The following is a 24,646-nucleotide window of genomic DNA, read 5'->3' as shown; positions in this document are numbered from 1 at the left end:
GGAAGCGTGCAATCATTAGAGGAAGTTCAGAAGAGTTTCGAAGAGAGTCCCTTTTTTTCTCATGTCGGGTTTGTTATTTCCCGTTTCAATGAAGGAGATGTACTTCTGACCCTTCCCATTCATGAGAACTTGTATAATGTGAACGGTACGTTGCATGGAGGGGTTCATGCAACAATGCTTGATTTAGTGTTAGGCATGGCTATACGTTCCAAGACAAGGACACGGTGTACAACAATGAATTTGAACCTGAACTTTCTTGCTCCCGCACAGGGAGGGGAAATTAAAGCTACAGGAAGAATTATTCAGGAAGGATACAAAATTGTAACGGCTGAAGGGGAATTGCGTGATCAGAGCGGGAAGATGCTGGCTAAAGGCATAGGGACTTTCAAGTTAATAAGGGAAAAATAAAGAGAGTGCGGACTATGGATAAGGTCCGCACTCTCTTTGGTGTTCGGTGTTTTCATATATGGAATTTTATGTAAGACCCGGTATGGTAATATATGGAACATAAGCACAACGATAGACCAAAGGTTTGTTCCCAATGGGCTTGTAACTTTTAAAGAAAATGCGGAAAGTCCTCCAGGACTTTCCGCACTTCTTTCTTTATAAACTTGGACGGTAAGCAGTCTCAGGGATATCTTCGTAATCTTCAGGATTCAAATCATCAACTGTATCTTCAGCCACTCCATCAATAATTCCTTGAAGTCCAGTTTCCACAGCTTTCACAAGCATACCCTTTTTCTTTTGACCAAGACTCTGCGTTTGACCTGTCACTTCGAAAAGGACCGTGCCACTGCCGTTAAGGGCAAATGAACCTAGTGCTGTGCCTGGAAGGTCCAGTCCCTGGCTGTAAAGGGTAATGTTATCGAATGGGGAGTTCCCCATGGCTTGCAGGGCATCGTAGGCAGCAACGTTCAACTGTCGGGAATAATCGTAATCATAGTTGTCTGCATACTCGGAGTATTTCGCTCCTTCTTCTGAGTTTGGATCAGGAACGAATTGGCCGGACAGAGACAAGGTGACTGGATCACTCGTGCCGTCGACATAATAGAGTCCTTGGTGATGAAGGTCTACAAAAACATCCACTTTGCCGAATTCGTCCTGCAGATTTTTATAAACGTCACGGACGGTTTGCGCTTCCGGTGTAATGTACCAGCCTGGATCTGAAGAAGAACCCGGCACATCTTCTGCTTCCGGAACATAATCCAAATCAGGATTAAAGTCACGGTTCACATCAAATCCTGGATTAGCTGCGTAATTGTCCCCCTGAATGTTGGGGGCAGTATAGTAATTCCATGTCGGACCACCGGCCTCAGCCAGCTGAGGGAAATCTTCGACGACTTCTGACCAGGACATGTCATTTCCTCGCCTGTCGAGCTCAGAAGCATCGGGATTCATTTTTGGAAGGGTAACCAATGTGACCTCTTCTCTTACTTTTTGAGCATGAGGAGAGTCGCTCGAACCGAGATAGCTTAGTAGATTGAGAATAGCTTCAGTCCCTGTTTTTTCATTTCCGTGAATCTCACTCTCGATAAGAATGACTTTATCGCCATGTCCCACACGTGCCTGATAAATATCGAGGCCGTTGTTGGATTGACCCACCACGTCGACTTGTACGGTTCCTTGGCTGGATTTTTCGATCTGCTCCAATTTTTTGCTCAGCTGAGCATAGTCTGTCCAACCGGAGCTGTTGTACGTTTGCTGCTCGGGTGTACCAGGGTGATTACCGGCCGCAAACGTAGGGATGGTTACACTTGAAGCTAATACAATGGAACTAGCGACAGCAAATACTTGTTTTTTCATAAAAAATCCTCCTTATTCTGTAATTCCGACTTGATTGTAACCATCTTCTGTAGCTTTAGCTTCTTCACTGTTTTCTCCGTAAAGGTCGACGGCTGATTGAATCAACGATTCTCTTGCATGACTGAAGTCAGATTCAGGATGCAGGTAGACAGTCAACGCACGGTAATAGATTTGACCGAGTTTTTCTTTTCCGATCTGTTCACCTGTGATGTAAGCGGCATGGTTGATGATGGAAGAGTTGATATGGACACCGCCGTTATCCAATTCCAAAGGCAAGTCATAATATTCATCCATGTGGGAAGGGTACATGCCGTTGCCATCCCCGTATGGAACATAATCTTCGCCAACAGGGTATTTGCTTGGATCACTCAAGCTGCGAAGAGATGTTCGTCCTGACTCAATGGCTTCTTCTGCCATGATATCCTCACCGATTTCCCAGTCTTCTTCATCGACGAGTGCTCCGAAAATATCAGAGAAAGCTTCATTCAATGCCCCGGATTGGAAGCGGTAAAGAAGACCGGCAGAATGTGTTGTGACCCCGTGAGCCATTTCGTGGGCAGCAACATCAAGTCCTGCAGATAGAGGGATGAAAAATTCGCCGTCACCGTCTCCATATGTCATTTGCTCCCCGTTCCAGAAAGCATTGGCATAATCTTCGCCGAAGTGGACCGTCGACTTAATCGCCATTCCTTCTCCGTCAATAGAGTTGCGGTCATGTTCTTCTAAAAAGTACTCGTACACTTTTTCGGAGTTGTAGTGAGCATCAACAGCTGGTTTCTCGTAGTCATCTTTAAAGGAAGCATCACGAGAAGAGAACAGGTTGTCCTGCAAGGCACTGTAATCCCAGCTGTTTTGTGCATCGTAGGTGTAGATCCCTTCTAAATCTTCGTGGGAGCTGTCATATAAAAAGAAGTTTGTACCATTAGGTTCTACCCCTTTTTCATTTTTGTGGGAAATGTGCAGGTTTCTGTGCTCGCCGAGAACCCCAGTACCCGATCCTTTAGAGGACTTATAACCATCTGCATGCATGATGGCGTTATATTTGTCGATAACTTCACCAGTATTAGCATCTACATAAACGAACCAGTTTCCTGGGTTTTCTCCAAGGAAGTTCACATTGACTTTATAAGCAAGATGATTTTCATCTTGAAACGGATAGATGACAAGAGTGGATGATGGAGATTCTACAAATTGTTCGGGAGCATCAACAGCGTCTTTGGCGACTTCCAACCCTTTTGCTTCGCTTAAGGAAGCGTTGGTAGAAATATCGCTTTGTTCAATCGCTTCGTTGAACTGACCGTTTACAGTCTGGACCTGGTTTTCCTTATCATAGTGGACAACCACTTGGTGTCCTTCTACAGGTATGCCATTCTTTTCCTGTTGAAGTTTCACGTGGGTCATACCAAGGTCATCTTTTGTAATCTCGGCGTTTCCTAAACTACGGTCAGGATCAGCCATTTTGAATTTCTCTTTATTCTTTTTCAAGTGTGCTTTCGCGGAGTTTTCATTAGCCTTTGTGTATTTTTCACTCTGTTTTTGCTGTACAAAGAATGGACGATTGTCTTTATCCTTATGTACACTTTTTTGCTGGATCTGTGCGTGAGCTTTTGGATTTGCGTTCTCACTGATCGCATGTGACTGTGTCGGTGCGACCGTTCCCATTAAAAGTGCAGATGACAATACGGCCATTGGAATCACGTGTCTTTTCTTCATAACCAACCTCCTAGCAAGAATGTATCCAATTATAGGTAATAGAGGCTTTATTATACAGAGTAGATTGAACTGTTTGTATATTCAGAAAATAATGTCGAATAGAGGTTTGGTGTAAGACTTTAATCACGGTTTTTAGACACAATCACCGTCACACGAACATTTCGAGTAACGAAATAGATTCCAACTATAGAACTAATTGAAAGTTAAAATTTAAATTGGAATTATTTGTATGACCTGGTACGTAAATATATGGAAGTTTTCTACATGAAAAAGCTCCTCCACATTTGTGGAGGAGCTGGTTATTTTATGCATGTGCTAAAGTTTGAAGGGCTTCTTTTACTGGCTTGTAATCATAACCAAGATCACGGGCTACGGCTTCATAAGTCAGGTGACCATTCGCTGTGTTTACACCTGCTTCAATCGCTTTGTTATCTTCTACAGCTTTGTTTACGCCTTTTGATGCGATTTGCAAAGCGTATGGAATCGTTACGTTTGTAAGAGCGATCGTCGATGTACGCGGCACTGCTCCAGGGATGTTTGCAACCGCATAATGAAGAACACCGTGCTTTTCATAAATCGGATCATCGTGTGTCGTAATGTGATCGACGGTTTCGAAATTACCACCCTGATCGATAGCGACATCAACGATGACAGAGCCGTCTTTCATTTCTTTGACCATGTCTTCCGTCACAAGTTTCGGTGCTTTAGCTCCTGGAATAAGAACAGCTCCAACGACCAAGTCCGCCTCTTTGACAGCTTCCGCAATGTTGAACGGATTGGACATAAGAGTTTGGATGTCTGCCCCAAACTGATCGTCCAACTCGCGAAGGCGATTTGGATTCAAGTCTAAAACAGTTACGTGTGCACCAAGGCCGATAGCAATCTTCGCTGCGTTCGTACCGACGATTCCTCCCCCAATAATGACGACTTTTCCGCGGGAAACGCCAGGAACTCCACTAAGCAAGATTCCTTTTCCGCCAAAGGATTTTTCAAGGTATTGAGCTCCAACTTGTGTCGCCATACGTCCGGCTACTTCACTCATTGGAGTAAGAAGTGGAAGTTTGTTATCGACCGCTACTGTTTCATAGGCAATCGCCGTCACTTCGTTTTCTACTAACGCTTTTGTCAGTTCTGGTTCCGCTGCAAGATGAAGGTATGTGAACAAAATAAGCCCTTTACGGAAGTATCCATATTCAGATGGAAGCGGTTCTTTTACTTTCATGACCATTTCTGAATTCGACCAAATATCGGAAGCGGTTTCAACAATCTCAGCGCCAGCATCACGATATTCTTGGTCTGTAAAATTACTGCCTGTTCCGGCCTGGGTTTCGATGCGGATCGTGTGTCCGGCTTTCATGAGATTGATGACACCTGAAGGCGTAATCGCTACGCGGTTTTCGTTATTTTTAATTTCTCTTGGAATTCCGATAATCATGGGGAACGTCCACCTTTCAAATTGAATGTAACCAAAGTATAGCTCTCAAGCCTGACTTTTTGTTTAGTTGAAAGTGAAAAAATAAACAGGAGGATTTGTGTAAAATCACAAATCCTCCTGTTCGTTCTCATAAATCAGTAAATCAAGGTAAAGCATCGTCTTCTGGTTCATATCTTTGAAATCGACGTTGCCAATTTCTTTAATACGCTTCAATCGATAGTTCAATGTATTGGTATGAATGTGCATGTGCGCGGCTGCCTGGTGGACATTGCTGTTTTTCTCAAGAAAAACCTTTAATGTCTCAAGCAACATGGAGTTGTTCCGTTCATCGTATGCTTTGATATTAGTCAAGGCATCGTTTTTGTAGTTTTCCCGTTTTTGAAGGACAGACAGTTCATTAAGGAATTGATAGACACCAAGGTCCTGGTAGTTATCGACATGCTGGAGCCCTGTGGAATACTGTTCTTTCAAGTCCAGAACTTTTAAAGCCTGCTTGTAACTGTCACTGATCAATGTCGGCGAGTCATAAATCAGCCCGAACGCACCTTTTAAATCCTCAAAGTTAAGGCGTTCTTTCATCTTTTGTGTGAATTCACGAATGAAAGCCTGGTTCATTTCGTTCGCATCTTCTTTATTATCTGTCCGAACAAGGAGAATGAGCTGTTGATCATCAAAGATCCGGTTCACAACACGGGTTTGGTGGAGGGTTTCTGTTAAGTAATAAGCATGCCGCTCAACCGCCTGACTCATTTCTTCTGTGAACTCGAACACGGCTACACAAAGCTGTCCTTGCAAATTCATATGAAACTTCTTGGCAAGGCGTTTAATTTCTAACTGACTTTGGAGGGATCCGGTCAGTAGCTGCCAGAAAAACTCTTTTCGGTTTTCCTCTGTTTTTTTCTTTTTCGCCTGTTGTCTCAGTAAATGGTGGCTGACCCACTGGGCGGCCTCTTTCATCTCCTCCAAATGTTCCGCTGTTACGGAGAGATCGTTGGTCTGGGCCCATATAAATCCAAGAATTTCGTTGTTCTTGCGGACAGAGACAGCCAACCTGTGACCGAGACCAATGGATTCGATCGTTTTTACGATGAGCGGTTGGTCACTTTCGAAAAGCTTCGCCATGATGCCTTGTTTCCATAACCCATTGATGACATGCTCGGGCACTTTCCGTCTCATGATCGTTGCGATTCTAGCTTCATCCACGTTTTTCTCATGTTTGCTGTAAGAGACGATGCGGTGGTTTGCGTCTTCAATGGTCACCGGACATCCTAAGGTTTCCGCAATGCTGTCGGCAAGCCCCTCTGGGGAATCGATGTAATCTTTATATGAATAGTTCATGTTTGATGAATGTTTCATAGCGGTACTCCTTATGGTGTGAATACCTCTATATTATCATTGATCCTCGTATAGAAACATCCATTTTCCTATTGAAGTATTTGTTGAATTGAACGAATATAGGGAAGGGGTTTTGTGGATTCCACCAAATAACCGAAAGCGCATTCATGGCAAGCTGATTCTACACATTTTATATGAAAGCGTTTAACTTAAACGATCGACGACCAGACATTTCTGAATATAGGGGGATTTATCGTGAAAAAAATATTCAAAATTGCGAGCGCTTTTATAGGAATCATTGTCGGGGCAGGCTTTGCATCCGGACAGGAAATACTTCAATACTTTACGAGTTTCGGCTATTTAGGTACGATCGGTACGATAATCTCTACAGCTCTGTTCGCTTACATGGGTATGATGCTTGTAAAACTTGGGACAAGGACGCAGGCTACTTCGCATAAGGAAGCGGTATATAAAGTTAGTGGGAACAAGTGGCTGGGGATGATTGTGGATTATGTCATCATTCTGACGTTGTTTGGAGTGGGAGTCGTCATGATTGCAGGAGCGGGTTCGATTCCTAGCCAGCAATTCGGGCTGTCGCAGCTCGTCGGTATCATTTTCATGAGTGTGATCGTTATGGCGACAATCATGATGAATGTGGACAAAGTCGTCAACGTCATCGGCAGTATTACACCGTTTTTAATTATCACGGTCTTAATCATATCCGGCTACAGCTTGTTTACAATGGATCAGTCCTTCAGTGATTTGAATGCAGTGGCTGTGGAGCAACCCTCCGCTTTATCCAACTGGTTTATTTCAGCCATCAATTACGTATCCTTTAACGTGGCCGTAGGGGCTTCGATGTCCTTATTGATGGGAGGAAATGAGAAGGATGAACGAACGTCTGCGCTCGGTGGATTGTTCGGTGGATTAGGGCTCGGGATTATGATTGTAATCAGTCACCTGGCCATCTTCTCTAAAATAGATGCTGTCGCGTCTTATGATATGCCGCTTCTGGCACTTGTTGATAACCTCTCTCCAGTATTAGGAACGTTCTACTCAATCGTTTTGTTCGGGATGGTCTTCAATACAGCTGTCAGCATGTTCTTCTCCTTTGCAGCTCGTTATACAGAAGTCGGGACAAGCCAGCATAAAAAGTTTGTGCTCATTACTGGTGTGGTCGCTTTCGGACTAAGCTTTGTAGGATTTACAGAACTTGTCGCGTTCTTCTATCCGTTGATCGGATATATGGGGCTGTTCCTAATCCTCGCTTTGGTTACAGCACCGTTTCAGTTGAAAAAAGAATACCAAAACGAAAAACGGTTATCAGCATAAATATAAGCTATAAAATGTAAGGTCGTTTTGTTGACAGAATTATCAAATAAGTTTAAGATGATGTCAGAAAGTAATCTTTCAAAAAGGTAACCCCTTTCGAATACGGATTACTAGAACGTAGATGTCATATGAACTGTTAAAACTGTTATAGCCTCTATGGTATAAGAGGTATTCTCGCAGTAAAAAGCCAGTTCTTCCCTTATAGGGGAGGACTGGCTTTTTTTCGTAATCAGGTCATATACTATTAAAATTTTGGAGGGATTTTTTATGAGTATGGTTGAGACGAAAAAACATCCGGAACAAGTATGGACAGGTCATGGGTATCGTATAGAGCCTAACAAGGAACATCCTCGATTGTATAAAGTAGAACTGGAAGGATGGGTGGTTGAGCAATTTTTGGTAGACGTTAAAAACATCAGTGATGAACAACTGGAGTATATTCCTTATCAGCGTCTTATGGTTGCAAAAGCCTTACAAGACTTACTCGATGAATCATTCGGTGAAACCATCCGCCATATTCTTCATGATCGTTTATCCGGCGGCTTTACAGTCGGACTTGGAGGGAAAGATGCAGATGCCCAGGATTATGTGAAGTTTTCAACGGCTTTCTCTCACCTGGCAGGTATTCCTAACTTTGATGCCATGTCGAAAAAGTATTACGCCCGTTTCTCTGTGAAACATACCGACGACAGTGATTCCTACCTTCGCCAGGCTTACCGACGCTTCACGTTGCATACAGATGGGACCTATGTGGACGAACCTACAGACTGGCTGCTTATGATGAAAATGGAAGAAGAGAACGCTGCAGGAGGAAGCTCCAGACTTCTTCACTTGGATGAGTGGGAGGATTTTGAATACTTTTCCAATCATTCGTTAGCTTCTTATCCTTTTACTTATAAAGCTCCTGCAAGTAAGAATGTTTCTGAAGAGGTTACTAGAAAGACATTTTATACGTGGAACAACCAGCCTTGTATTTGTTTCATCGATCAATTTGTTTATCCTCAAACGATCCAACAAGCGGAATACTTACAAGAGCTCTCCCATTCCATGGAACAATCTAAAGCAGTGATCGAGTTGGAACTTCCTGTTGGGGATCTCGTTATGTTGAACAATCGTTTTTGGCTTCACGGTCGAGGGGCTTTCGAACAGAATACAGAGCTGCATAGAGAGCTGCTCCGTCAAAGAGGTCGATTTGTTCAATAACGGGAGGTTTTGGGATGTATGATTATGCTGTGATCGGCTGTGGAATTGTCGGATTATCGACTGCCCATGCCATCAAGAAAAAAGATCCAGACGCAAGAATTGCTGTCATTGATAAAGAAAAAAGTATATCTGTCCATCAAACCGGGAGAAACAGTGGAGTGATTCATTCTGGTGTTTATTATAAGCCTGGTAGCTTGAAAGCAAGGATGGCTGTTCAAGGTCGTGATTCCATGGTGGACTTTTGCGAAAAAAACGATATTCCCCATGATGTTTGCGGGAAAGTGCTCGTGGCAACGGAAAAAGAAGAGCTTCCACGTATGGAAGCCTTGTACGAAAGAGTCCAGGAGAATGGATTGAATGTCACCAAGATCGAACAAGATGAACTAAAAGAAATCGAACCCTATGTTGATGGAATAGCCGGACTTAAAGTACCGACGACCGGAATCGTTGATTATAAGCAGGTAAGCGAGAAGTTAAAAGAACTGCTGGAAGCGGCAGGGGTTGATATCATCCTCGGACAACCAGTGGAAGACCTTCATGAGAAAAATGAAGAAGTGATCATTGATCTTCCCGAGGAGAATGTACGGGCCAGGTATGTTGTGAACTGTGCAGGTCTGTTCAGTGACCGCATTGTGAAAATGGCGGGGATTCACAGTGAATTGAGAATTATTCCATTCCGTGGAGAGTATTTCAAATTAAAAGAAGAGAAAAGCCACCTCGTAAAAGGATTGATTTATCCGATCCCTAATCCGGACTTTCCTTTCCTTGGCGTCCATTTAACGAAAACGATGGATGGAGGGGTCCATGCAGGTCCGAATGCAGTACTCACTTTCAAGCGGGAAGGGTACAGGAAAACAGATTTTGATTGGAGAGACACCCGGGATATCCTATCTTTTCCTGGCTTTTGGAGAATGGCTGGGTCCAACATGAAAGAAGGGATGAAGGAAATGGTGCGTTCTTTTCATAGAAAAAGTTTTGTTAAGAGCCTGCAGCGTCTCGTTCCATCTATTGAACCCGAAGATGTCATACCATCTGATGCCGGGGTGAGAGCACAAGCCATGTTGAAGGACGGAAAACTCGTGGATGATTTTTATATCATTTCAGGAAAGAGAACCGTACACATTTGCAATGCTCCTTCCCCGGCAGCTACGGCATCTCTGGAGATCGGAAAAGAGATTGCTGCCCGTCTTCCTGAGCGGTCGTATTCTTTAGCAAAATAAACAGAAAAAGGACCAGCCACGTGCTGGTCCTTTTAAATATGCTGCTGATACTGTTTATGTGCATCCTTCAGAGCGGCTTCAAGGGCGTTCCCGGCTTTACCAAGATACCCTTTTCTTAATGTATCCAAGGGTTCATCTATTCCATCCTTTAAGCTGAACCCTTTTAATAGCGATTTAATATAGCCTCTTCCATGATCAGTGGCAAGGGTACAGGAGGCATCTATGATGACCCCATATTTTTGATCGATTTCCAATGTTAAAGTAAGAGATTCAGAGATATGGTTGGCAGCGATCCCCGTCGGTAATTTAGAATGACCAGCGACAAACACGGTTCTCATTTCCTATTCCTCCTCAAGTATGAAAGCTATTTTTCTTGTATTCGTTTTAGTTCTTCCATCAGTGATTGGCTGATATCGGTGTTTTGATAGATACTTTTAAACTTTTTCTTCCAACGCTCTTTTTGTTCGTTACTTAAGTAGTGAATCTCCATGAAGTCCATTCGTTTCATTTGGCGAAGGTGTGAGTCATTCATTTCAATGGCATGTCTCCATACCCATGCGGTCGTCTCATCCAGTGCGTTCGTAATAATCATTTGATGTTCTTTTGAAAGCCCTTCCCAAAAATCGTTATTCATTAGGACAACATAGCCTAAATAACCGTGGTTACTTATGGTCATATATTTCTGTTCTTCATACAATTTCTTAGAAAAAATATTCGAAGCTGTATTTTCTTGTCCATCGATAAAACCGACTTCCAAATTGCTGTAGGTTTTATTGAAGGGAATCTCACTCGTGCTTGCGCCAAGCGCTTTAAATTGGGTCTGAATCATAGGACTTGGCATAATTCTGAAATGTGTCCGTTTGAAGTCTTCGGGCAAAAGCAATGGCCTTTTGTCGTTGGTGATTTGTTTGAATCCGTTATACCAATAGGTCATTCCTCTAATGTCACTGTCGAGGTGGTCGAATAACCGGTCACCTAACTCTCCTTCATAAGCTTTCTTTACATCATCGTAAGTGGAGAACGCGTAAGGGAGGTCAAGAACCTGCCATCCAGGGTCATGCGCTGTCATTTTCGATGTAGCAGGTGCAATCATTTCGATATGGCCCTCTTTTAAAGCTGCATATTCGTTTTGATCATTATATAAGCTGCCATTCGCATAGATTTCCACCTTGATTTCCCCGTTTGATCGTGTTTCGACAAGAGACGCAAATTTTCTGGCTGCTCTCGCTTTTGGAGTGTTTTCGGCTACGACGTGGCTGAATTTAATAACGATTTCATCATTAATTCCCTCTTGTTCATCGTCATATTCAAGGGTCTCAGAGGCTTCGCTGAAATCAAAGCCAAAATAGAGCGCAGTTAAAATACCAGTGCAGATGAAGAGACCGATCGCTGTGAAGGTCTTCAGAAGAATCCCTCCTGGAATCGTTTACATCAGTTTACCATAGTTCGACAATTAAGTGATACACTAGAATGAAGAGAGGATAGAAACGGGAAGGGGATGGACCATGTCACTGAAACATATGCCGATTCGTTGGAAGATTACGATTTTATCATTCGGGATCGTCCTTTTTTCTATCGTCATCGGTGGCATCGTCATTATAGGGAACACCATTGAATCCAGAGAGAAGTCCCTCGGAGAACATGCCCTTGTAACCGGGCGCACGGTAGCCAATTTGCCAGCGTTAAAAAATCATTTATCTGAACCGGAAGGATGGGACGAAATTAACCCTGTGGTGGATAGGATTCGAACCATTAACAACTCGGATTACATTGTAGTGCTCAATATGAATCGCGTTCGTTTTTCTCATCCAATTGAAGATAAGCTTGGAACACTATCATCAGGAAAAGATGAAGGGCCTGCATTCGCTGAACATAGTTATACAACAAAAGCTCAAGGAGATGCCGGGGTAGCGGTCCGAGTTTTTGTACCCGTAATGAATGAAGATCACGAGCAGATTGGAGTCGTTATTGTAGGGAATCTTCTACCGTCTATAACTGAGATTCTATCTGATATGAAAAGGGAGATTTTTTTCATACTGTTTCTGACTTCCTTGTTCGGTGTTATTGGTTCCTGGTTTCTTGCAAGACACCTTAAAGAGCAGACGTACCGATTAGAACCCTATGAGATTGTTCAATTGTTAGTAGAGCGAACAGCTACTTTTCAAGCCATGAACGAAGGAATCATTGCTGTAGATAAAAATAGTCATATATCCATTGTGAATGAAAAGGCGAAAGAGATTCTTGATCTAAAAGGGGATTATTTAAACAAACCCATTCAGCATGTGGTGCCGGAAATGCGGCTGCATCACGTCCTTGCATCAGGAGAAACAGCCTTCAATGAGGAAATAAGGTATGGCAGTGCCATCATATTCAGTACAAGAGTTCCAATACGGGTGGAGAAAGAGGTGATCGGGGCGGTCATGGTGTTTCAAGACCGTACAAATATTACTAAACTCGCAGAAGAACTGACTGGCGTTAAAGCGTTTGTCGATGCCCTGCGTGTCCAAAACCACGAACATCTGAACAAATTACATACGATTGCAGGTCTGATTCAGCTTGATCAAAAGGAACAAGCATTGAACTTCGTATTTGAAACGTCAGAAAAGCATGAGAAGCTTTCCCGTATGCTTGTCCACAAATTCAAAGATTACAGCTTGGCGGGATTGTTGATTAGTAAAGTCAGCCGGGGCAGGGAGCTTGGAATCGACGTGTCCATTGATGAAAATAGTACGTTGGAAAGTTATCCTCCATTATTGGACCAACACGATTTTGTCCTCATTATCGGGAATCTCGTCGAAAATGCTTTTGATGCTTTGCATTCCAACCATCGAGAGGAAAAGTGGGTGAACCTGTCCATCTTACAGGATAGACATCAGTGTACAGTCATGGTTGAGGACAATGGGGAAGGGATATCGGATGAACAGAAAGAGAGAATTTTTCAAAAGGGATATTCAACAAAAGGAGATCAAGGGTCTGGCATTGGATTATATCTTGTGAAAAATATCGTAGACAAAGGATACGGAGAATTGGAAGTTGTCTCACGAATCGGGGAAGGCACAAGTTTTGTTATTGAATTCCCTATGGAAAAAGAGGAGGGACATGATGAGGAAACCACAGTCGGATATTCGAGTGTTATTGATTGAAGATGATCCTATGGTCCAGGAAGTGAACCGGCAGTTCATCGAGAGGGTGGAAGGCTATTATGTCGTTGCTATCGCTTCTAATGGGGAAAAAGGATTGGAGCTTATCCAGGAACATAGGCCGGACCTGGTTATTTTGGATATTTACATGCCTGCCCTGGATGGGAAGAATACATTGCAAGAGCTGCGTCGTCTAGCGTTCGATGTAGAAGTTATGGTGATCACTGCTGCCAATGACAAAAGCATGATTCGTTCAATGTTTCAATATGGAGTTGTAGATTATATTATCAAACCATTCAAATTTGAACGCTTGGAACGAGCTCTTCACAATTATAAGAATTTCCGTACCCGAATGATCGGAGAAGGAGGGGTCGGCCAAGAACAATTGGATACGTTATTCAACCATTCTCCACCGCTGAAAGAAATGAAACATCTTCCTAAGGGATTGAACGAACAAACCTTAAACCAAATTTTAGATTACTTGAGGCAAGATGCTGTAGCCTTATCCGCAGAAGAGGTAGCGGACGGTTTAGGGATGGCTCGGGTGACAGCAAGGAGATATTTAGACTATCTTCAAAAAAATGGACAGTTGAATATAGATATCCAGTACGGCGGGGTCGGGCGTCCGGTCAATCGTTATCAGGTGAAACAATGAGGTTCTCTTATCAAAACTAGAGGCCTCTTTTTTATGAATTAAAGCAAAGACCAAAATGACCAAAATGTCCAATATGTTCGTAATGTTTTTTTTGATAGTTGAAAGCGTTACCATTATTTTTAGAATATTACGAATTGGGGGAATAAACGCGATGAAACGGTTATTATTTGTTTTATCTTTAGCATTTACGTTGGTTTTGGCAGCTTGTGGCAGTGATGGCGGGTCGGAAGAGGCTTCAAGTTCCGGCGGTGGATCTGAGTCCATTGTCTTCGGTACAGGTGGAACGTCCGGGACTTATTATCCTATTGGTGGCGCACTAAAGCCGGTTTTTGAAGAGAGCGACAGTATTGACAATGTGACTGTAGAATCAACAGGGGCCTCTGTAGCTAACATTCAAAACATTGAGGATAGTCTTAATCAGATGGCTATTATCATGAGTGACGTTGGTTATGATGCCGTTGAAGGACAAGGTCAATTTGATGGAAATGCTGTAGAAGTACAAGCGATGGCGGGCATGTATCAGAATGTCGTCCAGGTTGTAGCTTTAAAGGATAGCGGTATTTCATCCATTGAAGACCTTGAGGGCAAAAAAGTAGGAGTAGGTAAAGTAGGATCTGGTGTTGAACAAAGTGCCAAAAAGGTTCTTGAAGCGGTTGGTATTACTTATGATGATCTCTCTAAAGTGACACATACGGGTTATGCAGATAGTGTGCAGGAAATGAAGAATGGAAATCTGGATGCTGCGTTCTTTACCTCAGGTGTACCGAATAGCAACATTACGGACTTGATGCAGCAGACGGATATCAACTTTGTTGAAATTAAAGGGGAAACGGCCGATGCACTTATGGAAAAATATCCATTCTACAAAGCGAATACGATCGAAGCTGGTGACGAAGCTCGGTACAATTTAGACGAGGCTGTTGAGACGGTCGGTATTCAAAATATGATCATCGTCAGCCCGGATTTGAGCGAAGATGTCGTTTATGACATGACAAAACGCTACTATGAATATTTGGGAACAGAAGAAGTTTCCGTCGGTGCGTTGAAGCAATTGGGACGTGATGAAATTGCCAAAGGTTTGATTGCTCCGTTGCACCCAGGTGCCGAGAAATTTTATGAAGAACAAGGCATTTTAGAGTAAAGGAAACAGGGCATCATACCGGTGCCCTTTTTTATTCCATGAAACAGACCTATTATTTTCTCAGTATTCTTATCATTCTTAGTGCAGCACTCTCCTTATTCTTTGTGAAAGTGGAAGTGCTCGGTATTTATTCAAACCAGGAATTGACCAGGCTCTTTCGCTTTGAAGAAGGAGACGGATTTACAATCAGCTGGACCCATTCTGTTGAAAAAGAAACTTGGGAAGAGATGTTTGTCCTAGAGGATGGAAAGATTGAATTGACTTCCACACGTTTCAAGACGTTCGGGGCAGGGGTGCCGAACGCTACTGGGGATGAAACCTATCTGAAAGACGGATGGGTTTACATGACAGGAATCTCCCAAGGTATTGGCAAGCAATTAGCGATTCGAACAGGTAAGAACACCAATCATACGTTCATATATGGAAAGGATACCATTTTGTCGCTTGAAAGTCAGAAAGCTTATCAGGTAAAGGTTCAGAGAGTTCCGTTAGGTCAGTATATAGTAAGTAATTGGAGGGGTGAGGAAAGGTGAACAAGCAGCAGAGCGAAACGGCGGAAAAATACGATCGTGAGAGTACTACGCGTGTGAATATGGCAAAACCGATCGCCTTAACGATTTCGGTATTGGCCATTGCTTTATCATTGTTTCATTTGTACACGTCTTATGCAGGCTCACTTGTCGATGTGAAACAGAGAAGTATCCACCTTTATACATTGATGACACTTGGATTTTTTATGTATCCGTTCCTTAGGAAAAGAGGGCAGAGAGGTCTCCCTTTTTATGATTACATAACTGCGGGATTGTCATTGTTTGTAGGTATTTACATGCTGGCTACCGCTGAACGAATTATCCAAACCGGCGGTCAAATCAATGACACCGATTTTTATGTTGGTGTACTTATTATTCTATTGTTGTTTGATATTACTCGACGTGTAACGGGGTGGGGGTTGGCTCTTTTGGGGCTTGGCTTTCTCATCTATGGATTTTATGTGAAATTGTCTGTCTATCCTGACTTGAATCCTGCTGTGATCACAAGTGTTTCAAAACAGATTATTTCTCAATTAGTCTTTATTACAGAAGGCGTTCTGGGGACCGCCATTGGGGTTTCCGCCAGTTACATCATTCTCTTCATTTTGTTCGGGGCTTTTCTTGCAAAGTCGGGGATGGGACAGTTATTCAACGATTTAGCTCTTGCCGTTGCCGGTCATACCAAAGGTGGACCAGCTAAAGTTGCGGTTATTGCCAGTGGATTTCTAGGTTCAATTAACGGATCTGCCATTGCGAACGTTGTGACGACCGGTACGTTCACCATCCCTCTCATGAAGAAAATTGGTTATAAGAAAGACTTTGCCGGAGCTGTAGAGTCTGCGGCCAGTGTAGGAGGTCAAATCTTACCACCGATTATGGGGGCTGCTGCTTTTATCATGGCAGAAAACTTGAATGTCGCTTACACGAAAATCATTTTGGCTGGAATCATACCTGCTTTATTGTTCTATGTCGGCATATTGCTGCAGGTTCATTTCCGAGCGTCTAAACGAGGACTAAGAGGGCTGCCAAAAGAGGAACTCCCATCTTTAAAAGGGGTCCTTGTCGAGCGTGGTCACTTAATTATTCCAATGTTGACTTTGCTTTACCTTCTTTTCTCTGGGAAGACACCTTTTTATGCCGCTTTTTGGTCAATCATTGCCACTGTAGTGATTGCCGGTTCGAAACGAATGCTTCCGATTATTGTCGCCCTTTCTTTATACTTGATTTTCCAACCCCAGCTTTCGGCTTTGGCGACAGGTGGGAATATACCGAACATCCGCAGCGATTGGTGGGAATTGTTATTGATTGTTGCTCTTCCTCTCGGGATCAACCTTTGGAGAAAATGGCTACAAATCGAAGGAGATGAAGTGGGGGTCAAGGATTGCTTGAATGCCCTTGAAGAAGGAGCTAAAACGACTGTCCCTGTTGCGATTGCCTGTGGTGCTGTCGGGATTGTTGTAGGAATCGCTTCCCTTACAGGGGTTGCATTGGAGATTGCTAATAGCATTGTAAGCATTGGTAGTGCCGTAAACAGTCCACTGATTCAATTGATCATCACGTTGATATTGACGATGATCACTTCGATTATTTTAGGGATGGGTCTTCCAAGTATCCCAACGTACATCATAACAAGTACGATGGCTGCGCCTATTCTTCTGCAACTTCCGTTATATCGTGAGCTTGCTGGGTCCACGGAAACAGCTACCTTCGTTGCTCACATGTTCGTCTTTTACTTCGGTATCTTTGCCAATATTACGCCACCAGTCGCTTTAGCAGCATTTGCCGGGGCAGGAGTAGCAGGTGGAAATCCAAACAAGACCGGCTTCCAAGCCATGAAACTTGCGATCGCTGGGTTCATCGTTCCGTTTATGTTCGTCTTTTCGCATGAGATGTTGATGATTGATGCAACCGTCATGAATATTTTGTTGATTACCGTAACTTCCCTTGTTGGAGTCTTTATGTTATCGGTCATGGCCGAAGGTTATCTTAAATCCACAGTGCCTGTATGGATGAGGGCCTTAGCAGGAGCAGGAGCTTTACTATTAATTTATCCAGGGCTCCTCACCGACTTTATCGGTTTAGCTATCTTTGCTTTTGTACTGGTCACTAATTTGAAAAGTAACAATGACCTTCAACAACAGCGAACAGCTCTTTAAAAGAGGAGGAAGACGTTATGCGCTTATCTACGATACTGGAAGATGGAAAAGAGATCGCAGTGATAAGAAGTGAGGGAGGGCGAGTCACTTCTTTACCTGATGTGAATGATTTCTTCGAACAATCCTGGCCTACGACAATGTCCGAATTGATTCAATCCAACCAGTTGAATCGTTTTAAGAAATGGTGGGACGAACGGTCAGACGAAAATAAAGAACGGGTCCCATCCATGGAAGACCCGGATTACCTTCCCCTTTATCGACACCCGAGAAAAATCTGGGGGATTGGTTTGAATTACGTAGATCATGCTTCCGATTTGGATGAAGCTGCTCCTAAGGGGGAACCTGCGAGTTTCATGAAGCCTGATACGACAATTATCGGTCATGGGGACAAAATAAAAGTCCCCCTACAGTCCGAGCGTACGACCGGAGAAGCTGAATTAGGGATCATCATCGGACGAGAGTGTAAGGATGTCGAAGCTGGTGAAGCGGAGAATGTGATTGCCGGTTATACAACAATCATTGATATGACAGCAGAGGATATTCTGCGTAAAAATCCCAGGTACTTAACGAGGGCCAAAAGCTTCGATACCTTCTTCAGTTTCGGCCCGGAATTTATCACCCCTGATGAAATCGGTGACCTTTTAGAAGTGAACGTTACAACAAAAATTAATGGCAAGGTTCATAGGACGAACAAAGTGAGGAACATGACGTTTCAACCTTACGACTTGATTTCCTTCCATTCTAAAGTTATGACACTACTTCCAGGTGATATCATCTCAACGGGTACTCCAGGAGCGGTCGTCATTAGAAATGGTGACACGATTGAATGTGAAGTTGATCGTTTGATGGTATTAGAAAATTCGGTCGTAGATTTAAAAAATGAGGAGTGAATAGTGATGGACTTCCAGTTGGAAAATAAATCAGTCGTTGTACTCGCTTCGAGTAAAGGGCTTGGAAAAGCTATTAGCATGGAGTTCGCCAAGGAAGGAGCACGTGTCCTTATTTCCAGTCGGAATGAAAGAGAACTTCAACTAGCGAAAGCAGAAATTCAAGAAGCGAGCGGAAATAATCAAGTTGAGTACCAGGTTTGTGATGTCACCAAAAAGGAAGACATTCAACAACTGATCCATGCAGCCATTGATCTTTTTGGAACGGTCGATGTTTTGATTAATAATGCCGGAGGCCCTCCAGCGGGAACATTTGAGAATTTTGATGATGAAGATTGGCAGAAAGCTTTTGAACTGAATTTACTCAGCTTTACGCGTTCCATAAGAGAAGTTTTGCCTGCTATGAAGAAACAACAGTCAGGAAGAATCATAAATATTGCCTCATCTTCTATCAAACAAACACTGGACAACCTTATCTTATCCAACACCTTTCGAGCAGGAATTGTAGGCTTGTCTAAGAGTCTATCTCAAGAGCTTGCAGGGGATCAGATCCTCATTAACACCGTTGGCCCCGGGCGCATCGCTACAGATCGAGTAGCAGAGCTTGACCAAAAGAGAGCCGATAAACTGGAGGTCTCTGTAGAAGAGCTGAAGAAAAATACGGAACAATCCATTCCGATCGGTCGTTACGGCGAACCTGAAGAATTCGCCAGAACAGTTGTATTTCTCGCATCAGGAGCCAACACCTACCTCACAGGCCAATCCCTGGTGGTTGATGGAGGATTAGTAAAAGCGCTCTAATGAAAAAAGGTGGGCAGCATAGAGCTGGCCGCCTTTCTTTTTCCATTATCTGTATGACCTGGTACAACAAATAATGGAAGTCACCGGCGCTTTTGCGTTATGGTTATATGAGAAGGTTCTCATAAGGGAGTGGTAGATATGAATAATCAAGAGTGGTGGAAGAAGAGTGTCGTCTATCAAATTTATCCGAAGAGTTTTAATGATACGAACGGGGATGGAATTGGTGATATCCCTGGAATCATTGAGAAGCTCGATTACTTGAAAGAGCTCGGAGTGGATGTCCTTTGGCTGTCCCCAGTCTATGATTCTCCACAAGAGGATAATGGCTATGATATTCGCAACTATCGTCAAGTGGATGAACTTTTTGGAAATATGGAAGATTTGGAGCGGCTTTTGGAAGAAGCTCATAAAAGAGATTTGAAGTTGGTCATGGACCTCGTTGTGAATCACACGTCTGATGAACACCCATGGTTTGTAGAGTCTTTGAAAAGCAAAGACAACCCGTATCGTGACTACTACATATGGAAAGATGGGAAAGAGAACGGGGAGCCACCGACAAACTGGAACTCTGTTTTCGGTGGTCCGGCCTGGGAATATGATGAAACGACAGGTCAATATTATTTGCACATCTTCGCGAAAAAGCAGCCGGACTTGAATTGGGAAAATCCGAATTTGAGGGAAGATGTGTACGACATGATGAAGTTTTGGCTTGATAAAGGAATGGACGGGTTCCGTATGGATGTCATCAACTTTATCTCTAAGGATCCGGAATATCCGGATGGAGAGAACGGGGATGGGAGCCCTTATTTTATGAATGGGCCGCGGGTCCACGAATACTTGCAGGAAATGTATCGGGAAGTTTTATCAAACTATGATGTGATGACAGTCGGCGAAATGCCCGGGGCTTCACCTGAAGATGCAAAGCGTTACACGGATCCTGCGAATGAAGAATTGAATATGATTTTTACATTCGAGCATATGGACTTGGATTCGAACGGGGATAAGTGGAATTGGGCGGATTTAAACCTTGTAGACTTGAAGGAGAATTTTGAAAAGTGGCAGACGTCGCTACATGGGGTTGGTTGGAACAGCTTATACTGGAACAACCATGACCAGCCACGGATCGTTTCACGCTTTGGCGATGATGGAGAGAACCGAGTGAAATCGGCGAAAATGCTTGCCATATGTCTGCACATGATGCAGGGGACTCCTTACATTTACCAAGGGGAAGAGCTTGGGATGACCAACGTCAACTTTGAAACGCTCGAAGAGTACCGGGATATCGAGCTTTTGAACATGTATAAAGAGAAGAAGGAACAAGGGTGGTCCCACGAAGATCTGATGAAAGCCATCTATGTGAAAGGCCGGGATAATGCGCGGACACCGATGCAGTGGAACGATATGGAAAATGGTGGTTTTACGGATGGAACGCCGTGGATACAGATGAATCCGAATTATAGAGAGATTAACGCGGAGCGCGCACTGGAAGATAAAAACTCTGTGTTTTATTTCTATCAACAGTTAATCCGTTTGAGAAAAGAGATGGATATGATTACAGACGGACGATTTGAGCTGTTGATGAGAGAAGATCCGAACGTTTTTGCTTATAAGCGTGTTGGGGATGAAGGAAGTCTTCTGGTTGTTTGTAACTTTTCTTCAGAAGAAGTGACATTAGATGATGGTATTGTCAAAGAAATCGAAGGAAAGCCTGTTGTTATTACGAACGAAACGGAATCAACACATCGCCATGGATTAGCTCCTTTTGAAGGAACAGTATATAGACTATAATGGAAATAATAACCACACCAGGTCATCCAAATATTGGGTGACCTGGTGTGGTCTTTTTGATTGGTATTGGAGACATTTCATTTGAATGAATAAATATAATTTGAAATATAATTACAGTTTTTTAAAACATATGTTGACATAAAAATTCATAAAATTTATAATAAAGCCAACAAAGATTTGGAGGAAGTCCATGAACTATGTGATTGGAATAGACGGAGGCGGGACGAAAACAACGTGCCTGTTCCTTGAAGCAGATCACTATACATACCCAGAACAACCAAAAGTTGTCCAGGGGCCGGGGACCAACCCTCATCAAATCAGTTTTGATGAATCGGGTGAGCGTTTGAAGGCTCTTATTGAAAAAGGATTACAAACATTCAACTTAGATTCTGCACAAATCATTGGCATCGGCTTCGGACTTGCTGGTATAGGTAGACCAGAAGACGAACAAGAAATGAAAAAGATTGTGCAGGATATTTTTTTAGGTTTATCATTTTCAGAAAATTGCAATTCATTCATTGGGTCTGATAGTTTAGCCGCACTGAAAGGAGCGCTTTCTCCCCAAAAGGAGGCCGGCATCCTCGTCATCTCTGGGACAGGATCGAATGCTGTTGGCGTTAATCGTGATGGATCCATTCATAAATGTGGTGGTTGGGGACATCTGATCGGGGATGAAGGCAGTGGTTATCACCTTTCTTTGAAAGCGTTATCATGTGTAGCGAAAGCAGCGGATGGACGTGGGGAAGAAACACTTCTTACTCGGATCGTGTTGGAAAAATTAAATCTCTATAACCCTGAAGACCTTGTCCGTTACATATATGGGAGGACACACGAAAAACACGAAATTGCGAAGCTTGCGACATGCGTGATCGAAGCGTCGGAACAAAAGGATGAAGTTGCGGTGAAGATATTGAAAGAAGCGGCCGATGAACTCGTTTTACATGTAGAAAGTATCGCTCGACGCGGTTTTGAAAGAGATACGACCATTACAGCAGCTGGGTCTATTTTCAAACATTCCAAAGTTCTGAAACAGCATTTCATCCAACAGATTGAAACGAAAGGGTTAGGCGTATATCGAGATCCCTATGCTCCACCTGAGTTTGGAGCAGCTATGTTAGCAATCCCGGAAAATTATTAAAAGGTGGTGCCAAAGGTGACGAATTCCTTGACGTTCCTAACAACAGAACAACGAAATGAACGAACAAAAAACATGGATGAAATGACGACTTCAGAAATTTTGAAAGTCATGAATGAAGAGGATCACAAAGTTGCAAAAGCCGTCAAACAGGTTTTGCCAGCGATTACGAAAGCTGTCGATCATATTTCCGCTTCATTGAAAAAGGGAGGCCGACTCTTTTATGTAGGAGCAGGAACGAGCGGCAGGCTGGGCATTTTGGATGCCTCCGAATGTCCGCCGACCTTCCTGGTGGATCCTGATATGGTTCAAGCGGTCATGGCTGGGGGCGGGAACGCCTTTACAAAGGCAAAAGAGAATTCAGAAGATGATGCCGCTCAAGGCGAAAACGATTTGAAGGCAAAGCAATTAACTTCACACGATGTCGTTGTTGGGATTACTGCTAGCGGTCGCACGCCTTATCCAATTGGAGCTCTCAAACACGCGCATTCGGTCGGAGCCTACACCATCTCTTTATCTTGCAACCATCATTCCGAAATCAGTGATTATGCCGAATGCCCAATCGAGGTGGTCGTCGGGCCGGAAGTTTTGACAGGTTCGACGCGGTTGAAAGCAGCGACAGCCCACAAAATGGTGTTGAACATGATGAGTACGACAGCGATGGTCAAACTCGGGAAAGTTTATGAGAATTTGATGGTGGATGTTCATGCAAGCAACCACAAATTGAGAGAACGTGCGAAAAGCATTTTGATGGAGTGTACCTCAGCGACTTATGAGGAAGCTGAGGAAACGTTGAAAAAAGCAAGGCTGCAAGTGAAGCCGGCGATTGTCATGCTGAAGCGAAGCGTTTCTTATGAACAAGCGAAAAAAATGCTTCAGGAGAACGAGGGCAATTTGCGAAAGGCCATGAATGAATTTTAATGATTTGAAGACCATTTTGCATGGTTTCAAATAAATTTTTCAATCAAAAAGGGGGAGCTTATGTTGAGCATGTGGCGGAAAACATCTGCTTGGTTGATGATGGCGGTTTTGTTCGCTTTCTTGTTGTTGGTCGGTTGTGCACCAGGGGCAGGAACGGAAGAAACAGACAGTGAAGGCACAGAAGAGGAATCCACTTCTGAAGGGTCTTCAGAGTCTGGGGAATCTGGTGAGATTTCCGGAGAACTTGAAATTCAGTACTTTGTCGGTGGTTATGGCGATTCCTGGTGGAAAGAAGTCATTGCTGATTTCCAGGAAGAATATCCGGATGTCTCGATAACGGAACATGCAGGACCTAACATTAATGAAGAAATGCGTTCACGCTGGGTATCCGATGATCCACCTGATGTCGTTTATATCGATGGTGCCGGTTCCAGTGAAACGCAGATGGTTGAAGATGGCCAGCTGATGAACTTGACGGATTGGTTGAGCGGCGTCGAGCTTGAGGATGGCTCAGCTCTAGGTGAAAGTTTCATTGTTGATCCAGCTACGTACGATGGAGATATTTACAGCTTGCCACTTGTCTTCGATACGTGGGGCACATGGTATGACAATGCCTGGTTTGAAGAAAACAATTGGGATGTACCGAAAGACTTCCCTAGTTTCATGGATACGATGAGTCAAATTAAGGAAGATGAAGGCATTGAGCCTTTCGTAACGACAGGACAATATCCATACTATTTCCTACGCGGTATGCTTTACCCTGCCTTTGGGGCAGCAGGTGGAGACGAGTTACTTAATGATGTCATAACAGGTGCAGAAGGCGCTTGGACGAGTGAACCTGTCCTTAATGTCATGAAAAAAGTGGAGCAGATGCAGCAAGAAGGCATGATTGATTCCGGGTTTGGTGCGTTGAACCATACGCAGTCCCAGATGAACTTCCTACTTCATGACAATGCATTTATTCCGGTCGGTTTCTGGCTGCCGAATGAAATGGCGAATGATACGCCGGAAAACTTCGAATATGGATTCATTCCTTCTCCGATGCAGGATGAAGGCGAACCAGCTGCAATTGTTCCGGATCTACGTCCACTTGCCATTGCAGAAAAAGCAGAAAACCCAGAAGCAGCGAAAGCTTTCGTCGAGTTTGTATTCACAAAAGAATATGCGAAGAGTTTCTCTGAACATACGGGAGCAATCATGAACTTGCAAGGGGTCGATCTTGCTTCCAGTGAGGAAGTTCCTTCATTCTTGATTGATGCCAACGAGATGATTAACGATCCTGAACAAGTCCAGATTTATCAAAAGCCACACCCGATGAGTTCAGAGCTTGAGACGCCGATCAGCAACTCGCTCGTATCTTTGATGCTCGGTAATATCACGGCTGAAGAGTTCGTCGAGGAAGCTGAACAAGCGGCAGCGGAATACCGCAGCAGTTTGGAGTAAAGGACAGT

The 24,646-nt window shown here is 43.5% G+C and carries 21 protein-coding genes; 15 read left to right on the top strand and 6 right to left on the bottom strand.

The window, feature by feature from the left end:
• Positions 1–6 precede the first annotated feature (6 nt).
• On the top strand, positions 7–408 hold the full coding sequence (locus ACJA3J_RS17680; protein WP_406944778.1) for a PaaI family thioesterase: 402 nt from the start codon (positions 7–9) through the stop codon (positions 406–408).
• A gap of 195 nt (positions 409–603) precedes the next feature.
• Here ACJA3J_RS17680 and ACJA3J_RS17675 read toward each other — a convergent pair whose 3' ends face one another.
• From ACJA3J_RS17675 to ACJA3J_RS17660, 4 genes are all read right to left on the bottom strand, one after another.
• Positions 604–1,803 (bottom strand): M14 family zinc carboxypeptidase, encoded by a 1,200-nt coding sequence (locus tag ACJA3J_RS17675; protein ID WP_406944777.1) that lies wholly within the window; start codon positions 1,801–1,803, stop codon positions 604–606.
• A gap of 12 nt (positions 1,804–1,815) precedes the next feature.
• Entirely contained in the window at positions 1,816–3,516 is a 1,701-nt protein-coding gene (locus ACJA3J_RS17670; protein ID WP_406944776.1) for a M4 family metallopeptidase, read from the bottom strand.
• 304 nt (positions 3,517–3,820) lie between these two features.
• On the bottom strand, positions 3,821–4,951 hold the full coding sequence (gene ald / locus ACJA3J_RS17665) for an alanine dehydrogenase (RefSeq protein WP_406944775.1): 1,131 nt from the start codon (positions 4,949–4,951) through the stop codon (positions 3,821–3,823).
• A 105-nt stretch (positions 4,952–5,056) separates the two neighbouring features.
• Positions 5,057–6,307 (bottom strand): PucR family transcriptional regulator, encoded by a 1,251-nt coding sequence (locus ACJA3J_RS17660; protein ID WP_406944774.1) that lies wholly within the window; start codon positions 6,305–6,307, stop codon positions 5,057–5,059.
• A 234-nt stretch (positions 6,308–6,541) separates the two neighbouring features.
• Here ACJA3J_RS17660 and ACJA3J_RS17655 point away from each other — a divergent pair, with 234 nt between their 5' ends.
• The 3 genes from ACJA3J_RS17655 (at position 6,542) to lhgO (ending at position 10,041) form a co-directional block, all read left to right on the top strand.
• Positions 6,542–7,618, top strand: a complete 1,077-nt coding sequence (locus tag ACJA3J_RS17655; RefSeq protein ID WP_406944773.1) for a hypothetical protein — start codon at positions 6,542–6,544, stop codon at positions 7,616–7,618.
• A gap of 267 nt (positions 7,619–7,885) precedes the next feature.
• The gene (gene glaH / locus ACJA3J_RS17650) at positions 7,886–8,821 is read left to right on the top strand and encodes a glutarate dioxygenase GlaH (RefSeq protein WP_406944772.1); all 936 of its coding nucleotides are present in this window, start codon (positions 7,886–7,888) and stop codon (positions 8,819–8,821) included.
• A gap of 14 nt (positions 8,822–8,835) precedes the next feature.
• Complete coding sequence (lhgO, locus tag ACJA3J_RS17645) at positions 8,836–10,041, top strand: L-2-hydroxyglutarate oxidase (protein WP_406944771.1); 1,206 nt, start codon at positions 8,836–8,838, stop codon at positions 10,039–10,041.
• Between the two features lie 32 nt (positions 10,042–10,073).
• On the opposite strand, the gene ACJA3J_RS17640 is transcribed toward lhgO, so the two are convergent.
• Both ACJA3J_RS17640 and ACJA3J_RS17635 read right to left on the bottom strand, forming a co-directional pair.
• Entirely contained in the window at positions 10,074–10,379 is a 306-nt protein-coding gene (locus ACJA3J_RS17640; RefSeq protein ID WP_406944770.1) for a DUF3870 domain-containing protein, read from the bottom strand.
• A 26-nt stretch (positions 10,380–10,405) separates the two neighbouring features.
• Entirely contained in the window at positions 10,406–11,404 is a 999-nt protein-coding gene (locus ACJA3J_RS17635; RefSeq protein ID WP_406946312.1) for a DctP family TRAP transporter solute-binding subunit, read from the bottom strand.
• A 142-nt stretch (positions 11,405–11,546) separates the two neighbouring features.
• Between ACJA3J_RS17635 and ACJA3J_RS17630 the strand changes: the two genes are divergently transcribed.
• The 11 genes from ACJA3J_RS17630 to ACJA3J_RS17580 all read left to right on the top strand — a co-directional run bounded on the left by ACJA3J_RS17630 (position 11,547) and on the right by ACJA3J_RS17580 (position 24,638).
• A complete protein-coding gene (locus ACJA3J_RS17630) occupies positions 11,547–13,184 on the top strand; it encodes an ATP-binding protein (protein ID WP_406944769.1) in 1,638 nt (545 codons plus the stop codon).
• Positions 13,144–13,836, top strand: a complete 693-nt coding sequence (locus tag ACJA3J_RS17625; protein WP_406944768.1) for a response regulator — start codon at positions 13,144–13,146, stop codon at positions 13,834–13,836. The genes ACJA3J_RS17630 and ACJA3J_RS17625 overlap by 41 nt, the downstream gene beginning before the upstream one ends.
• A 151-nt stretch (positions 13,837–13,987) precedes the next feature.
• Positions 13,988–14,977 carry a TAXI family TRAP transporter solute-binding subunit gene (locus ACJA3J_RS17620; protein WP_406944767.1) on the top strand — a complete coding sequence of 330 codons (990 nt, stop codon included), beginning with the start codon at positions 13,988–13,990 and terminating at the stop codon, positions 14,975–14,977.
• A 38-nt stretch (positions 14,978–15,015) separates the two neighbouring features.
• A complete protein-coding gene (locus ACJA3J_RS17615) occupies positions 15,016–15,510 on the top strand; it encodes a DUF1850 domain-containing protein (protein ID WP_406944766.1) in 495 nt (164 codons plus the stop codon).
• Positions 15,507–17,663 (top strand): TRAP transporter permease, encoded by a 2,157-nt coding sequence (locus tag ACJA3J_RS17610; RefSeq protein ID WP_406944765.1) that lies wholly within the window; start codon positions 15,507–15,509, stop codon positions 17,661–17,663. The genes ACJA3J_RS17615 and ACJA3J_RS17610 overlap by 4 nt, the downstream gene beginning before the upstream one ends.
• A gap of 17 nt (positions 17,664–17,680) precedes the next feature.
• Entirely contained in the window at positions 17,681–18,553 is an 873-nt protein-coding gene (locus ACJA3J_RS17605; RefSeq protein WP_406944764.1) for a fumarylacetoacetate hydrolase family protein, read from the top strand.
• 6 nt (positions 18,554–18,559) lie between these two features.
• Positions 18,560–19,351, top strand: a complete 792-nt coding sequence (locus ACJA3J_RS17600; protein ID WP_406944763.1) for an SDR family oxidoreductase — start codon at positions 18,560–18,562, stop codon at positions 19,349–19,351.
• 138 nt (positions 19,352–19,489) lie between these two features.
• A complete protein-coding gene (locus tag ACJA3J_RS17595; protein WP_406944762.1) occupies positions 19,490–21,139 on the top strand; it encodes a glycoside hydrolase family 13 protein in 1,650 nt (549 codons plus the stop codon).
• 190 nt (positions 21,140–21,329) lie between these two features.
• Positions 21,330–22,277 carry an N-acetylglucosamine kinase gene (locus ACJA3J_RS17590; protein ID WP_406944761.1) on the top strand — a complete coding sequence of 316 codons (948 nt, stop codon included), beginning with the start codon at positions 21,330–21,332 and terminating at the stop codon, positions 22,275–22,277.
• Positions 22,278–22,292: 15 nt separating this feature from the next.
• Positions 22,293–23,195, top strand: coding sequence for an N-acetylmuramic acid 6-phosphate etherase (gene murQ / locus ACJA3J_RS17585; RefSeq protein WP_406944760.1), 903 nt, complete (start codon positions 22,293–22,295; stop codon positions 23,193–23,195).
• Between the two features lie 60 nt (positions 23,196–23,255).
• Positions 23,256–24,638: an ABC transporter substrate-binding protein gene (locus tag ACJA3J_RS17580; protein ID WP_406944759.1), complete on the top strand. Its 1,383-nt coding sequence runs from the start codon at positions 23,256–23,258 to the stop codon at positions 24,636–24,638.
• Positions 24,639–24,646: the final 8 nt, after the last annotated feature.

The sequence above is a fragment of the Halobacillus sp. SY10 genome (assembly GCF_045401165.1).
In the GTDB taxonomy this organism is placed as follows: Bacteria; Bacillota; Bacilli; order Bacillales; family Halobacillaceae; genus Halobacillus; species Halobacillus aidingensis.
The sequence above is the reverse complement of the archived record's forward strand: the minus strand, read 5'-3'. Positions and strand labels throughout refer to the sequence as shown.